Genomic DNA, 12,481 nt, shown 5'->3' on the forward strand with positions numbered 1-12,481 from the left:
CATAAGGCGTCTTGTTCTGGATGGCCAGCCCATTGAGCAAAATCTCGCCACTGGTGGGGCCAAAGCGGCCGCTGATCAGGTTGAACAACGTGGACTTGCCTGCGTCGAAGACCGTGCGATTCCTGGCCATTGGGAAGGCGACTTGGTATTTGGAAGTGGCAACAGCCAGGTCGCAACGCTTGTTGAGCGCCAGACGCGATATCTGATGCTGATCAAGCTCGATGGCAAGGATTCGCAGACAGTGGTCAACGCCCTTATCAAGAGCGCTCGAAGGTTACCGCAAGAGCTCTATAAATCACTGACTTGGGATCGTGGCACGGAGATGCACGGGCACAAGAAATTCACGATGGCAACCGACATCCAAGTCTACTTCTGCGATCCCAAAAGTCCCTGGCAACGTGGCAGCAACGAGAACACAAATGGGTTGCTCAGGCAGTACCTGCCCAAAGGCATGAACCTGTCTGGCTACTCTCAAATTCAGCTCAACGCAATTGCACGACAATTAAACGAGAGGCCGCGCAAAACGCTCGGCTTCCAAACGCCCGCTGAGATGTTCAGCGAATGTGTTGCACTGACCAGTTGAATCCGCCGCCTGTTACAGCCACTCGCCAACACCCTCACCCCCCACCCCGCTGCATCGTCAAATCAAAACGCTTCATGAAGCTTTGACGCGCATCTTCTTGCACGCCCTCAAACACAAAAGACACGGCCAACCGCTGCAGGCGCAGCAGCGCGATCACGCGTGGGGGCAGGATGCGCCATTGCAATTGCAGATGGCCGTCACCGATGTGCACGCGTGCTTGGCCGGTTTCCAGTTCAAAGGCGTGCTCGCCCAAAGCCCGGGGCAAGGCGGTCAACCATTCGGTTTCGCTGGTGCCCATGTCGCGCTCAAAGCGCTCGGGGTAGTGGGACTGCATGGGTCGGGTCGCCGCGTGTGCTGTGCTCAACCACCGGCCACCGGGGGCCAGATGGCGAGCACATCGCCTTCGACCAAGGTGGTGGTGCCTCGGTCTTCTGGTTTGATGTATTTGCCGTTGACCAACACCAGGTGCACCAGCTTCGGCGGCATGCCAAAGGGCTCGATGATCTGGCTGATGCTGGCATCCTGCGCCACATCCAGCGTGACCTGGTTGCTGCGCCGGGCTTCGGGGGGCAAGTAGTCGGTCAGCGTGGCAAACAGTTTGAAAGTGATGTTCATGCGCAGATTGTCACTTCATCGGCGGCGTGCGTCTTGCGCACCGCTCCATCGCCCTTGACCCTGTGCGCAATCGAGATAGGCGTCCATCAGCTTGGTCGGGTCGTGCATCAGGCGGTCTTTCCAGTCGCCCAAATGCACCTGGCCTTCCACCAAGCCGCGCATCACACCCACATGCTCGGTCCAGCCCACGCTGTTGCAGCCAACCATCACATCGTCCTTGAACTGCAGGCTCAGGTGACGACCCGCAGCCTTGTCGGTCAACACGGCCGACTGGCCTCCGGCCACGCCTTCCCAGTTGCCAAAACTGGTGGAGATCAATCCCAGGGTGTCGAGCACGTTGATTTGGGTGACGCCTTTGAGCTCGGTCTTTTGGCCCAGCATGTTGAGCGCGGCCACACGGGCCTGCTCGGCGGCGTTGGGCTGGATGGCGCTCACAATCGTTTTGCCGCTGACCATGTCAAACGCTTCAGCGCAGTCGCCTGCGGCGTAAATGCCGGGCACATTCGTTTGCAGGTGTTGGTCGGTCAACACGCCTTGCAGGCAGGTGATGCCGCTGTCCTTCAAAAAGCCAATCGCTGGGCGCACACCCGTCGCGCTGATGACCAGATCGGCTTCGACGGTTTGACCATTGGACAAGCGGACCTGCAGCGGGCCACCCGCATCGTCAGAGGCCAAGCCCACCGCAGACGCCAACTTGCCGAGCAAGCCTTTTTCAGCGCCTTGGCTGATGGCTTCCACCTTGGTGCCGGTGAACACCTGCACGCCTTTGGCCTCGCACCAGTCGCGGATCATGCCGCCGGCCACCGGGCCCATCATGCGGGGCACCATGCGGTCGCCCATCTCCACCACGCTCAGCTTGACGCCACGCGCGGCCAGCGCTTCCATGATGATGCAGCCAATGAAGCCCGCGCCCATTTGCAGCACACGAGCACCGGGCTTGGCCAGCGCCTGAATGGCGCGGGCGTCTTCCAGCGTCCAGCACGGGTGCACGCCGGGCAAGTCCATGCCCGCAATCGGCGGGCGCACAGGGTGCGAGCCGGTGGCGATCAAGAGCTTGTCAAAAGCCATCGACTGGCCGTTGTCCAGCTGCACCGTTTTGCTTGCCGCATCGACGCGGGTCACCTTGGCCTTGACTTGCGTGATGCGCAGATCGTCAAAGTGGGTGGCGCTCTTGCGCAGGTAGGTGCCCTGCTCTTCAATGTTGCCGATCAGCAAATAAGGGATGGCCATGCGCGAATACGGCGCATCGGGCTCGTCACCCACCAGGGTGATGGTGTCGGCGGGGGCGTGCTTGCGCAGGGTTTCGGCGGCGATCACGCCGGCAGGGCCGGCGCCCAAGATCAGGTGGTGCATGGTTCAGTTTCCATAAACGGGCAGCGGCCCAAGGGCCGCTGGAAATGAAAGGCCAGATTGCCACGCTGCGCTCGCAATGACCGGGTTTTTCACTGCAAGCATGGCGGGAAAACTTCGTCACTGCGAGCTTAGCGCGGCAGTCCATGGATCGCCGCGCTGCGCTTGCGATGACTTAAAGGTCACAGCCAGCGCAGTGGGCTGCCATCTCACAAACCCAGACGCTCCCGAGTGGCCGATGTCGGACGGCCTTCGCCATCCCAGCCGCGGGCGTCGTAGTACTTGGGCAGCATTTCATCCAACTTGCTGACCATGCCTTTGCCGGGGCCGGTTTTGGCGGCTTCGGTCATCAGGCGCTTGGGCAGGTTGTCGTCGGCCTTGGTGAAGCCGGCGGCGTTGTTGAAGTCGCGCTCCATGTTCCAGATGCGCTCGCCGATGTGGTTCAAGTGCTCCATGGTGAACTCTTCACCGCAAGCGGCTTGCACCTGAGGGGCCACGTCAGCCAGTGTCCAGGCAAAGCTGGTGAACACGCAAATACCGGCCGAGTCAAAAGCGGCTGTCGCGTCTTGGAAGGCCTTGACCAATTCTGGCTTGCCTTCGTGCTCGGTGGGCTCGGTCTTGACCGGGATGCCCAGCACTTCAGAGGCGATGGTGTAGCCGCGCAGGTGGCAAGCACCACGGTTGGATGTGGCGTAAGCCAAGCCAATGCCTTGGATCACACGGCCGTCGTAGGCCGGGAACTCCTGGCCCTTGACGCTCATGGACAAATCGGGGTGGCCGTATTTGGCGGTCAGGCGCTTGGAGCCCATGCCAATTTCCTTGCCAAAACCGATGCCCTTGGCTGTCATGTCAACAAACTCGCACAGCGCTTCAGCCGAGCCAAAGGGGGCTTCCACACCGATTTGCTCTTTGGTCAGCACGCCCATTTCGTACAGCTCCATCACGGCACCGATGGTGGCACCGAAGCTGATCGGGTCAAAGCCTTCTTCGTTGCAGATCATGTTGGCGTACTGCAGGGCTTCCAAGTCTTTCACGCCGTTGGCCGCACCCAGCGCCCAGGCTGCTTCGTATTCCAGGCCGCCGTTGGCACCCCAATACTCGGGCTTGTTCTTGACCGAGAAGTGGCCCTCGTCCATCTTGCTGATGCGACCGCAGGCGATGGTGCAACCAAAGCAGGCTTGGTTGGTCACCAGGTGCTTTTTGCCATCGGTCTCACGGGGCGTGACCATGGCTTCGGCCGAGATGTCTTTGGCGCTTTCAAACTGCACGTCGCGGTGGTTGCGTGTGGGCAAGCCGCCCACTTCGTTGATCACGTTCATCAGCACCTGGGTGCCGTAAGCAGGCAAACCTTGGCCTGTGACGGCGTTGTCGGCCAACACCTTTTTGGCTGCCTTGGCCGCAGCCATGAAAGCCTTGGGGTTTTGCATATTGCCCACGCCTTTGGTGCCGCGCACCGCGATGGCTTTGAGGTTCTTGCTGCCCATCACGGTGCCCACGCCCGAACGGCCCGCCGCACGGTGCAGGTCGTTCACCACAGCGGCATACAGCACGCCGTTTTCACCGGCCTTGCCAATGCTGCAGACGCGCAGCAAGGGGTCTTGCAAGCTGGACTTGAGGATTTCCTCGGTCTTCCAGACGCTTTGGCCCCACAGGTGGCTCGCATCGCGCAACTCGGCTTCGTCGTCGTTGATGTGCAGGTACACGGGCTTGGCCGATGCACCTTCAAAAATGACCATGTCCCAGCCGGCCATTTTGAGCTCAGCGCCCCAGTAACCGCCCGAGTTGGAGCAAGCGATCGCGCCGGTGAGCGGGCTCTTGGTGATGACGGTGTAGCGGCCACCGGTGGAGGCCATGGTGCCGGTCAGTGGGCCCGTGGCCCAAACGATTTTGTTGTCAGCCGACAAGGGATCGACTTTGGGGTCGATCTCGCTGATCAGGTATTTGCTACCCAGACCGCGTGAGCCGAGGTAGGCTTTGGCCCACTCCATGTTCAGCGGTTCGGATTTGACGGTGCCAGCCGTGAGGTTGACGCGAAGAATTTTTCCAGCCCAAGACATGTTGATGCTCCTTGTGGGGGGATTTAAGAGGCCGAGGGCTGATTGCCCAACTTGTCGGCCCACTGCTTCATCTTGTCGATGCCGGTCCAGTTGGCGTCCACAAAAGTGATGGCGCCAGTCGGGCAAGCATCGGCACAGGCCGGATCGCCACCGCACAGGTCGCACTTTTGGACTTTGCCGGTTTCCTGCACGTAGTTGATGGTGCCAAACGGGCAGGCGATGGTGCAGACCTTGCAGCCCACACAGGTGGACTCGTTGACCACTTTGGCGCCTGTGGCTTTGTCCACGGTGATAGCTTCCACAGGGCAAGCATGGAGACACCAGGCTTCGTCGCACTGGGTGCAGGTGTAAGGGACTTTTTTGCCGGTGTGATGGAAATCAAACACCTTGATGCGAGATTTGGAGGTCGCGTAAGTGCCGTAGTTCTCGAAAGAACAGGCCATTTCGCACTGCAAGCAGCCGGTACATTTGTCCGGATTGATGTGCAGGACTTTCTGCATGGGGATCTCCTGTGGTGTGGCGGACTTTTCAAGCACGCGCTTATGAATCAGAATGCATAGCCATTGTTGGCGCATCGCCCAGTAAACCGATGCGGATTAACCCTAGGTTTATCAGGGTTGACGCAAAAATTCTCAGCTTGATACACATCTGACATGCCTCTGACTGCCCACCACAGTGACCGCTTGCAGCGGATCGAACGAGCCCGTGACCTGGTGTTTCAGGGCAGATCCGAGGCACAGGGCAGCGGCGTGCCCCCCTGGATTGCCCAGTCCTGGCAGCGCTGCCTGTCCATGGGCCTGCAGCCGGGCCAGGCCGTGGGCTTTGACGCCATCTCAGCCCAGCACATGCGCCGCGTGCAAGAAGCCAGCCGCCCCTTGGTGCAGGCGGCCCAGCCGGTGCTGGTTGAACTGGCACGGGCCATTGCCGACATCCGCTATTTCGCCATCCTGACCAATGCCCAAGGTATCGTGGTGGATGTGCACGGACCGGTGGACCGGCGAGACCGCCGTGCCGAGGTGATCGCCCGTGTGGGCGTGGACCTGTCAGAAAAAGCCGTGGGCACCACGGCCATCAGCGCCGCCCTGACCGAACTGCAGCCCGTGTGGTTGCACCGGGGCGAACATTTCTTTCAGGACACGGGGGTCTACAGCTGTGCCGGAGCACCGGTTTTCGGCCCGGATGGCCTTTGCGCTGGCATGCTCGACCTGACGGGCATCGAAACCACCGAGCGCCCTGCCCTCAAACACCTGGTGCGCCGCTCAGCCCGCAGCATCGAAAACAGCTGGCTGCTGTCCACCGATCACGCTCTGGTGCTGCGCCTGAACTGGCCCGGCAACCAGCCCGGGGACGACAGCGATGGCCTGATCACACTCGACCACAACGGCCAGATCGTGGGGGCCAACCCCACGGCGCGGCAAATGTTGGCCATGGGCCCCGGCACCGGCGGCCACACGCTGCACGCCAGTGAGGTGTTTGCCTCACCCTGGGAAAACCTGTTCGATGCGGCCAGCCGCCAGGCCAGTGCGCAAGAGTTGCCGCTGTGGTCAGGCCTGCGTTTGCAAACCCAAGCCCTTCGCCCGGGCACCCGCCCAGCGGCCGCGCACAGCGCGAAGACCTCAGAACGTGCTCAGGCGATGGCCAAACCCCTCAAGGACGTGCAGACCGAGATGATCCGCGAAGCCGTCCAGCAAGCACGTGGCAACGTGGCCGAAGCCGCACGTTGCCTAGGCATAAGCCGCGCCACGGTTTACCGCAAACTTGGCTTACCCAAAGTCTGATCACTTGCCAGCATTAGGGAAGAACAGCTGTTCACCACCAATTTTGTAATCGGCAATCACCCCCTGCCCAGCGGCCGAGGTGATCCAGTCGACAAACTTCTGCGCATCGGCCTGTTTGACGTGCGCATGTTTGGCGGGGTTGACGACCATCACGCCGTATTGGTTGAAGAGACGTTGGTCACCCTCCACCAAAATGGCCAGATCGGCGCGATTTTTGAAGTTGAGCCAAGTGGCGCGGTCGGCCAACACATAGGCGCCCGAAGACGCCGCGATGTTCAAAGCCGGGCCCATGCCGCAGCCGCACTCTTTGTAGCCACTGCCTTTTTTCTCGGTTAAGTTGGCCATCTTCCAAAAACGCAGCTCGGCCGCGTGTGTGCCGCTCTTGTCACCGCGCGACACAAAGGCTGCGTTGCCTGTCGACAACTTGGCCAAGGCCGCCACAATGTCTTTGCCTTTGGTCGCCGCCGGGTCGGCCTTGGGGCCGATCAGCACAAAGTCGTTGTACATCACAGGCAAGCGCTTGAGGCCAAAACCATCGGCCACAAATTTGTCTTCGGCCACTTGGTCGTGCACAAACACCACATCGGCATCACCGCGCCGGGCCATGTCCAGCGCTTGGCCTGTGCCCAGGGCCACGACTTTCACATCCAAGCCGCTGGCCTTTTTGAAGGCGGGCAGCAGGTGCGCAAACAAGCCCGACTGCTCGGTCGAGGTGGTGGACGACATCACGATGGACTGGGCTTGTGCCGAAATTGAGGTGATCGAGGTGGTGGCCAAAACCGCACACACCAAGGCGCGACGGGTCATAGAAGATGGAAAGGTCATGAAAGTTCTCCTTGAACAAAAGCATGGGCTGCCGGGCTGTGTTCAGCCAGCAGTTCGGGGTTGAAAAAATCGGCCACAGGCAAGTCGGCCATCACATGACCGAACTCCAGATAAATGACGCGGGTGGCCAAGCGCTTGACTTGGCCCAGGTTGTGGCTGGCCCAGACCAAGGTCAAGGGCCGTTCTGGCGCACAGGCAAATTCGGCCATCAGGGCTTCGACTTCGCGTTTGGCATGCGGGTCCAGGCTGGCCGTGGGTTCATCCAGCAGCAGCACATCGGGGTGCCGCGCCCAAGCGCGGGCTAAGGCCAAGCGCTGCTGCTGCCCGCCCGACAACTGGCGGCCGTTTTGCTGCGCCACAGACTGCAAACCCACGCGCTCCATGGCCTGGAGCGCCAGCGCTTTGGCGGCAGACCAAGACAGGCCCCGTGCGCGGTCCAGCCACAAGCCCAGCGCCACGTTGTTCTGTGCCGACAGACGCAACAAATGCGGCCTTTGGAACAACATGGCCTGGCGCATTCCCGGTGCTTGCAGCACCTGGCCTTGCGTGGGCGGCACCAAACCATGCAAGGTGCGCAGCAAAGTGCTTTTGCCCGAGCCATTGGCGCCCACCAGCGCCACGCGCTCGCCAGCCTCGATGCGCAAGCTCACGCCCGTCAAGGCTGCTTGCGCCCCCAGGTGCACGCTCACGGCGTTCAAGCTGATTTGCACAGTGCTCATGCCAGCGCCCCTGGCTCGCGGTCCACTGGCGCGGGTCGGGCGTTGCGCCGCTCACCCAACAGGCGTAGCCCTGCCACCAGCGCATTGAGCAGCAGCACCACCGCCAGCAAGACCATACCCAGCCCCAGCGCCAGCGGCAAATCGCCCTTGCTGGTTTCCAATGCAATGGCGGTGGTCATGACCCGCGTGAAGCCGTCGATGTTGCCGCCCACAATCATCACCGCGCCCACCTCCGAGATGGCGCGGCCAAAGGCGGTCACGCCAATGGTGAGCAAGGCCAGCCGTTCGTCCCAGGCCAGCAGCAAGCTGCGCAGCCAAGGCCCAGCGCCGAGCGAAGCCCACTGCTCGCCATGCTGGCGCTCCACGTCTTCGACCACCTGGCGCGTGAGCGCTGCAACCACGGGCACCACCAAAATGAACTGGGCCAGCACCATGGCCTTGAAACTGAACATCCAGCCCAAAAAACCCAAAGGCCCGGTGCGAGACAGCAGCAGATACACCACCAAGCCCACCACCACAGAAGGCAGCGCCAGCAAAGTGTTCAAACCCACCAGCACGGCACCCCTGCCGCGAAAACGCGAGACGGCCAGCCAGGCGCCCAAGGCCACACCCACGCCATAGGCCAGCAAGCAAGCCGTGGCACTCACGGCCAAAGACCGAATGACGACCACCCAAAGCGCGTTATCGAAGGAAGTGATGAGATGCAGCGCCGCCTGGACGCTGTCGGAGAAGGTGTTCATACAGCGCTCTGGATGCTACGTGACAAGCACCCGGCAAGTCATGAGGGGTGTCCACTATGAATTACTTTGCATAGGCCGCATCAATTGACCCAACACAAGAGGAACAGCGATCGAAGCCCACAAAAAAGCCCGGCGAACCGGGCTTTTTGTGGGCGGCTTGTGCGCCAGCTTTACTTCTTTTCAGCCTTCATGTCGGCTTCCAAGGCTTTGGCAGGATCATCCTCCGGTGCATCCTCACCTTCAGGCTTGAGGTCATCGGCTTGGTCATCTTGCGTCTGACTTTCGCTCTCAAGCATCTGCTCCAAGGCGGCATCAGCATCCACTTTGACCCCCTCTTGCAGGCCACCGGTGACCAAGGAGGGGACCATGATGATGGCGGCCACCATGATCAACTGGAGCACGATGAACGCGATCGAGCCTTTGTAGATTTCGGTGGTGGTCACCGCCTTGATGTTCTCCCCCGTGACGCGGTCTTTGTAATCGTTCTTGGGTGCGACGCTGCGCAAGTAGAACAAAGCAAAACCGAAGGGTGGCGTCAAGAACGAGGTCTGAAGGTTCATCGCCACGATCACCCCGAACCAGATCATGGCCTGGTCGGGCGTCATGCCAGGCACCAGTCCGGGCAAGATTTTCTCAGCCACTGGGGCCAGGATCGGAATGACGATGAATGCGATCTCGAAGAAGTCAATGAAACATCCCAGGATGAAAATCAGGATGTTCACCACGATCAAGAAGCCAATCGCACCACCGGGCATGTCGACAAACAGGTGCTCTACCCAAATGTGACCGTCGGCCGCATTGAAGGTAAAGCTGAACACGGTGGAGCCGATCAGGATGAACAGGACGAACGAGGCCAGCTTGGCTGTGCTCTCCAAGGCCTGGTTCATCAAAGGCTTGTCCATGCGGCGCTTGCCCATGGCCAGAATCAAGGCACCCAAAGCCCCCATCGCACCGCCTTCGGTGGGCGTGGCCACGCCGAGGAAGATGGTGCCCAGCACCAAAAAGATCAAAATCAGCGGGGGCATCAAGACAAATGTGACCTGCTCGGCCAATTTGGACAACAAGCCCATGCCGGTGACGCGGTTGACGATGGCCAAAGCCAGTGCAACCAAAGAGGCTACGGTCATGGACATGATGACCACTTCATCACCGGGCGCATCTTGTGAGCGGTCCAACCATGCCGTCATGATGCTGTTGTGTGCCGAGGCCCAGGCATAACCCACCACCACGCACAAGATCATCAGGAACATCAGGGACACATGGCCCGATTTGCCATTGGCTTCGCGGTAGATGCGCGCCTCTGGCGGCAGAGCTGGCACCATGGCGGGCTTGAAAATCGCCACCACCACGATGAAAAGCACATACAAGCCCACCAGCAGCAAGCCGGGCAACAGCGCACCCGCATACATGTCACCGACCGAACGGCCCAACTGATCGGCCAGCACAATCAAGACCAAGGAAGGAGGAATGGCCTGCGCCAAAGTGCCGGACGCGGTGATGGCGCCAGTGGCGATCACCCGGCTGTATCCGTAGCGCAGCATGATGGGCAAAGAGATCAGGCCCATGGAAATCACGGCAGCGGCCACCACACCCGTGGTCGCAGCCAGCAAGGCCCCCACCAAAATCACCGCGATGGCCACGCCACCGCGCACCGGACCAAACACCTGGCCCACGGTCTCCAGCAGGTCCTCGGCCATGCCGGATTTTTGCAAGATGATGCCCATGAAGGTGAAAAACGGGATGGCCAGCAAAGTGTCGTTTTGCATGATGCCGAAAATGCGCAGCGGCAGGGCCTGGAACAAAGAGGGCGGAAACAGCCCGGCCTCCATGCCAATGAAACCGAATCCCAGACCACAAGCGGCCAAGGCAAAAGCCACCGGAAAACCGGTGAGCAACAGCACCAAGAGGCCGCCAAACATGATGGGCACAAAGTTCTGTGCCAAAAAAGTCGCTTCCATCAACGTGCTCCCTGCGCTTGCTGTTGCGCAATTTTTTCAAGTTCCAAAAGTTCCTTTTGCTCATCCGACATGGTCTCTTCAGACGACAAAACGTCTTCGCCCTGCCCCAACAAAAAGTCCAATCGCTTGATCAATTCAGACACGCCTTGCAGCATGAGCAAGGCAAAACCGGCAGGCACCAGCGCATACACAGGCCAGCGGATCAAGCCACCAGCGTTGGATGACATTTCACCCGTGTTGTAAGCCTGCATGAACAAGGGCCAAGACAGGTAAATGCAAATGGCGCAAAAAGGGAACAAGGCCAGCAAGATGCCGCCCACGTCAATCCAGTTGCGCGTGCGCGGGGTCAGCATGGACGAGATGAAATCAATGCGCACATGCGAGTTTTTGAGCAGGCCGTAACCGGCACCCAACAAAAACACCGCCGCAAACAGGTACCACTGGATCTCCAGCAGCGCGTTCGAACTCGAATCAAACGCCTTTCGCACAATGGCGTTGCCCGCACTGATCAAGGTCGTGGCCAAAATCAACCAAGTGGTGAAAAGCCCCACGCTTTGATTCAAACGGTCAATGCCCCGCGAAATCAACAAGAAAAAAGACATGTCGTCCTCCACAAAATCTGGCGCGATTGTAAGTCTGTGTGAAGCTGCAATCCTGCATTCACTCAAAATGCTCGGCTTGATATTTTTGACAGCTGCCTTGAACGCATTTCAAGGCCCAAAAATCAGGGGTTAACCCTTGCTCATCCGTTCAGATCTGAATCGCCACCAAGGCAGCATGCTGCGCAAGGACTGGACCTGCCCCGCATCCTGGTTGGTGGTGTACCCCGACATCGCTTGCAAACGAGCCAACCAAGCCGGATCGCTCAGCAAGGCGCGCAATTGCCGCACAGGTTCGGTGTCCAGGGCCGACGCCAGACACACCAACCAATAACGCTCCGGGTACAAAGGCAAAAAATCGAGCCCATGCACCTGCGCCGCACTGGCGATGCCCAAGCCCGCGTCGGCCTGTCCAGCAGCAATGCAAGCGGCCACAGCGGTGTGCGAGTTTTCTTCTTGTTCATAACCCATCAGGTCGGATGCCTGCAAGCCCAAAACCTGCAAGCACTGGTCCAACAGCAATCGCGTACCGGTGCCGGGGCTGCGGTTGACATAGCGGACCCTTGCATGGACCACATCCCCCAGGCCATTCAAGCGCAGAGGATTGCCTGGAGCCACCATCAAGCCTTGAGAACGCGTGGCAAAACCAATCAGCTTGTGCTGCCCGGGCTTGAGCAAAGGCTTGTAGGTGCGGGCCACCAGGGACTGCGCATCGGGCTGCCACGGCGCATGAAAGCCCGCCACATGGCATCGCCCCTCGTTCAGGGCCCGGATGGCATCAACGCTGCCGCAAAAGCGCAGGTCCAGATGCAAGGACTGGGCCGCAGCTTCTTCGCGCAGCATGACCAGCGCATCATCATGGCTGGCGTAAATGGGCAAGGCCTGGTGTGCAGGGTCAAAAGCCACCGCAAACGTTTTTTCCAGCTCGGCCTGCAAGGCATTGATTTGGGGGGCCAAGCGCGCTTGCGCCTGGCGCTCGGCCCACAACAACTTGTCCGCAAAACCCGTCAGTCGGGCGGCCTGACCTTTCTCCCAGACGATGATTGGCTGACCCAAGGATTGTTCCCAGCGCTTGAGCTCACCCCAAACATGGCGGTAAGACAAATCGAGAAGCTTGGCCGCGCCACCGATCGAGCCGGCTTGCCGCACCGCTTGCAGCAAATCCATGAGGGGGTTGCGCAAAGGACTTTGGCGGTTGCGCGTTCCCTCCATATTCGGAGGGACCCATTGATAGGAAAGATCGATGTGCTTCATGGG

The 12,481-nt window shown here is 60.1% G+C and carries 13 protein-coding genes; 2 read left to right on the forward strand and 11 right to left on the reverse strand.

All coding sequences use genetic code 11. From position 1 onward, the window contains the following. Positions 1-583 (forward strand): IS30 family transposase (locus LHAB_RS00005; RefSeq protein WP_228763290.1); only part of this gene is annotated, 583 nt, incomplete at its 5' end. Between the two features lie 34 nt (positions 584-617). Here the strand turns inward: LHAB_RS00005 and LHAB_RS00010 are convergent. The 5 genes from LHAB_RS00010 to LHAB_RS00030 form a co-directional block, all read right to left on the reverse strand. Continuing rightward, complete coding sequence (locus LHAB_RS00010; protein ID WP_090043350.1) at positions 618-917, reverse strand: hypothetical protein; 300 nt, start codon at positions 915-917, stop codon at positions 618-620. A gap of 26 nt (positions 918-943) precedes the next feature. Further along, on the reverse strand, positions 944-1,198 hold the full coding sequence (locus LHAB_RS00015; RefSeq protein ID WP_090043351.1) for a sulfur carrier protein ThiS: 255 nt from the start codon (positions 1,196-1,198) through the stop codon (positions 944-946). A 15-nt stretch (positions 1,199-1,213) separates the two neighbouring features. Further along, complete coding sequence (locus LHAB_RS00020; RefSeq protein WP_090043352.1) at positions 1,214-2,551, reverse strand: NAD(P)/FAD-dependent oxidoreductase; 1,338 nt, start codon at positions 2,549-2,551, stop codon at positions 1,214-1,216. Positions 2,552-2,757: 206 nt separating this feature from the next. Next, the gene (locus LHAB_RS00025; RefSeq protein WP_090043353.1) at positions 2,758-4,605 is read right to left on the reverse strand and encodes an aldehyde ferredoxin oxidoreductase family protein; all 1,848 of its coding nucleotides are present in this window, start codon (positions 4,603-4,605) and stop codon (positions 2,758-2,760) included. A 23-nt stretch (positions 4,606-4,628) separates the two neighbouring features. Continuing rightward, positions 4,629-5,105 carry a 4Fe-4S dicluster domain-containing protein gene (locus LHAB_RS00030; protein WP_019427650.1) on the reverse strand — a complete coding sequence of 159 codons (477 nt, stop codon included), beginning with the start codon at positions 5,103-5,105 and terminating at the stop codon, positions 4,629-4,631. 153 nt (positions 5,106-5,258) lie between these two features. On the opposite strand from LHAB_RS00030, the gene LHAB_RS00035 reads away from it, so the two are divergent. Further along, positions 5,259-6,383, forward strand: coding sequence for a helix-turn-helix domain-containing protein (locus tag LHAB_RS00035; protein WP_090043354.1), 1,125 nt, complete (start codon positions 5,259-5,261; stop codon positions 6,381-6,383). Here the strand turns inward: LHAB_RS00035 and LHAB_RS00040 are convergent, their stop codons facing one another. The 6 genes from LHAB_RS00040 to LHAB_RS00065 all read right to left on the reverse strand — a co-directional run bounded on the left by LHAB_RS00040 (position 6,384) and on the right by LHAB_RS00065 (position 12,478). Beyond that, a complete protein-coding gene (locus LHAB_RS00040) occupies positions 6,384-7,190 on the reverse strand; it encodes an ABC transporter substrate-binding protein (protein ID WP_228763322.1) in 807 nt (268 codons plus the stop codon). 14 nt (positions 7,191-7,204) lie between these two features. Beyond that, positions 7,205-7,927: an ATP-binding cassette domain-containing protein gene (locus LHAB_RS00045; RefSeq protein ID WP_090043356.1), complete on the reverse strand. Its 723-nt coding sequence runs from the start codon at positions 7,925-7,927 to the stop codon at positions 7,205-7,207. After that, positions 7,924-8,667 carry an ABC transporter permease gene (locus tag LHAB_RS00050; RefSeq protein WP_090043357.1) on the reverse strand — a complete coding sequence of 248 codons (744 nt, stop codon included), beginning with the start codon at positions 8,665-8,667 and terminating at the stop codon, positions 7,924-7,926. Before LHAB_RS00050 ends, LHAB_RS00045 begins: the two co-directional genes overlap by 4 nt. A gap of 170 nt (positions 8,668-8,837) precedes the next feature. After that, on the reverse strand, positions 8,838-10,625 hold the full coding sequence (locus LHAB_RS00055) for a TRAP transporter large permease (protein ID WP_090043358.1): 1,788 nt from the start codon (positions 10,623-10,625) through the stop codon (positions 8,838-8,840). Continuing rightward, on the reverse strand, positions 10,625-11,227 hold the full coding sequence (locus LHAB_RS00060; RefSeq protein ID WP_090043359.1) for a TRAP transporter small permease subunit: 603 nt from the start codon (positions 11,225-11,227) through the stop codon (positions 10,625-10,627). Before LHAB_RS00060 ends, LHAB_RS00055 begins: the two co-directional genes overlap by 1 nt. 129 nt (positions 11,228-11,356) lie before the next feature. Next, on the reverse strand, positions 11,357-12,478 hold the full coding sequence (locus LHAB_RS00065; protein ID WP_090043360.1) for a substrate-binding domain-containing protein: 1,122 nt from the start codon (positions 12,476-12,478) through the stop codon (positions 11,357-11,359). Between the last annotated feature and the right edge of the window lie 3 nt (positions 12,479-12,481).

Origin of the sequence: Limnohabitans sp. 2KL-27, from assembly GCF_001269345.1 — a bacterium.
GTDB lineage: Bacteria > Pseudomonadota > Gammaproteobacteria > Burkholderiales > Burkholderiaceae_C > Limnohabitans_A.

Bases quoted from the DNA above. Each gene is read 5' to 3' on its own strand.
- LHAB_RS00045 (WP_090043356.1), bottom strand. From the start codon at position 7,927: ATGAGCACTGTGCAAATCAGCTTGAACGCCGTGAGCGTGCACCTGGGG.
- LHAB_RS00015 (WP_090043351.1), bottom strand. From the start codon at position 1,198: ATGAACATCACTTTCAAACTGTTTGCCACGCTGACCGACTACTTGCCC.
- LHAB_RS00035 (WP_090043354.1), top strand. From the start codon at position 5,259: ATGCCTCTGACTGCCCACCACAGTGACCGCTTGCAGCGGATCGAACGA.
- LHAB_RS00020 (WP_090043352.1), bottom strand. From the start codon at position 2,551: ATGCACCACCTGATCTTGGGCGCCGGCCCTGCCGGCGTGATCGCCGCC.
- LHAB_RS00010 (WP_090043350.1), bottom strand. From the start codon at position 917: ATGCAGTCCCACTACCCCGAGCGCTTTGAGCGCGACATGGGCACCAGC.
- LHAB_RS00065 (WP_090043360.1), bottom strand. From the start codon at position 12,478: ATGAAGCACATCGATCTTTCCTATCAATGGGTCCCTCCGAATATGGAG.
- LHAB_RS00060 (WP_090043359.1), bottom strand. From the start codon at position 11,227: ATGTCTTTTTTCTTGTTGATTTCGCGGGGCATTGACCGTTTGAATCAA.
- LHAB_RS00025 (WP_090043353.1), bottom strand. From the start codon at position 4,605: ATGTCTTGGGCTGGAAAAATTCTTCGCGTCAACCTCACGGCTGGCACC.
- LHAB_RS00055 (WP_090043358.1), bottom strand. From the start codon at position 10,625: ATGGAAGCGACTTTTTTGGCACAGAACTTTGTGCCCATCATGTTTGGC.
- LHAB_RS00040 (WP_228763322.1), bottom strand. From the start codon at position 7,190: ATGACCCGTCGCGCCTTGGTGTGTGCGGTTTTGGCCACCACCTCGATC.
- LHAB_RS00030 (WP_019427650.1), bottom strand. From the start codon at position 5,105: ATGCAGAAAGTCCTGCACATCAATCCGGACAAATGTACCGGCTGCTTG.
- LHAB_RS00050 (WP_090043357.1), bottom strand. From the start codon at position 8,667: ATGAACACCTTCTCCGACAGCGTCCAGGCGGCGCTGCATCTCATCACT.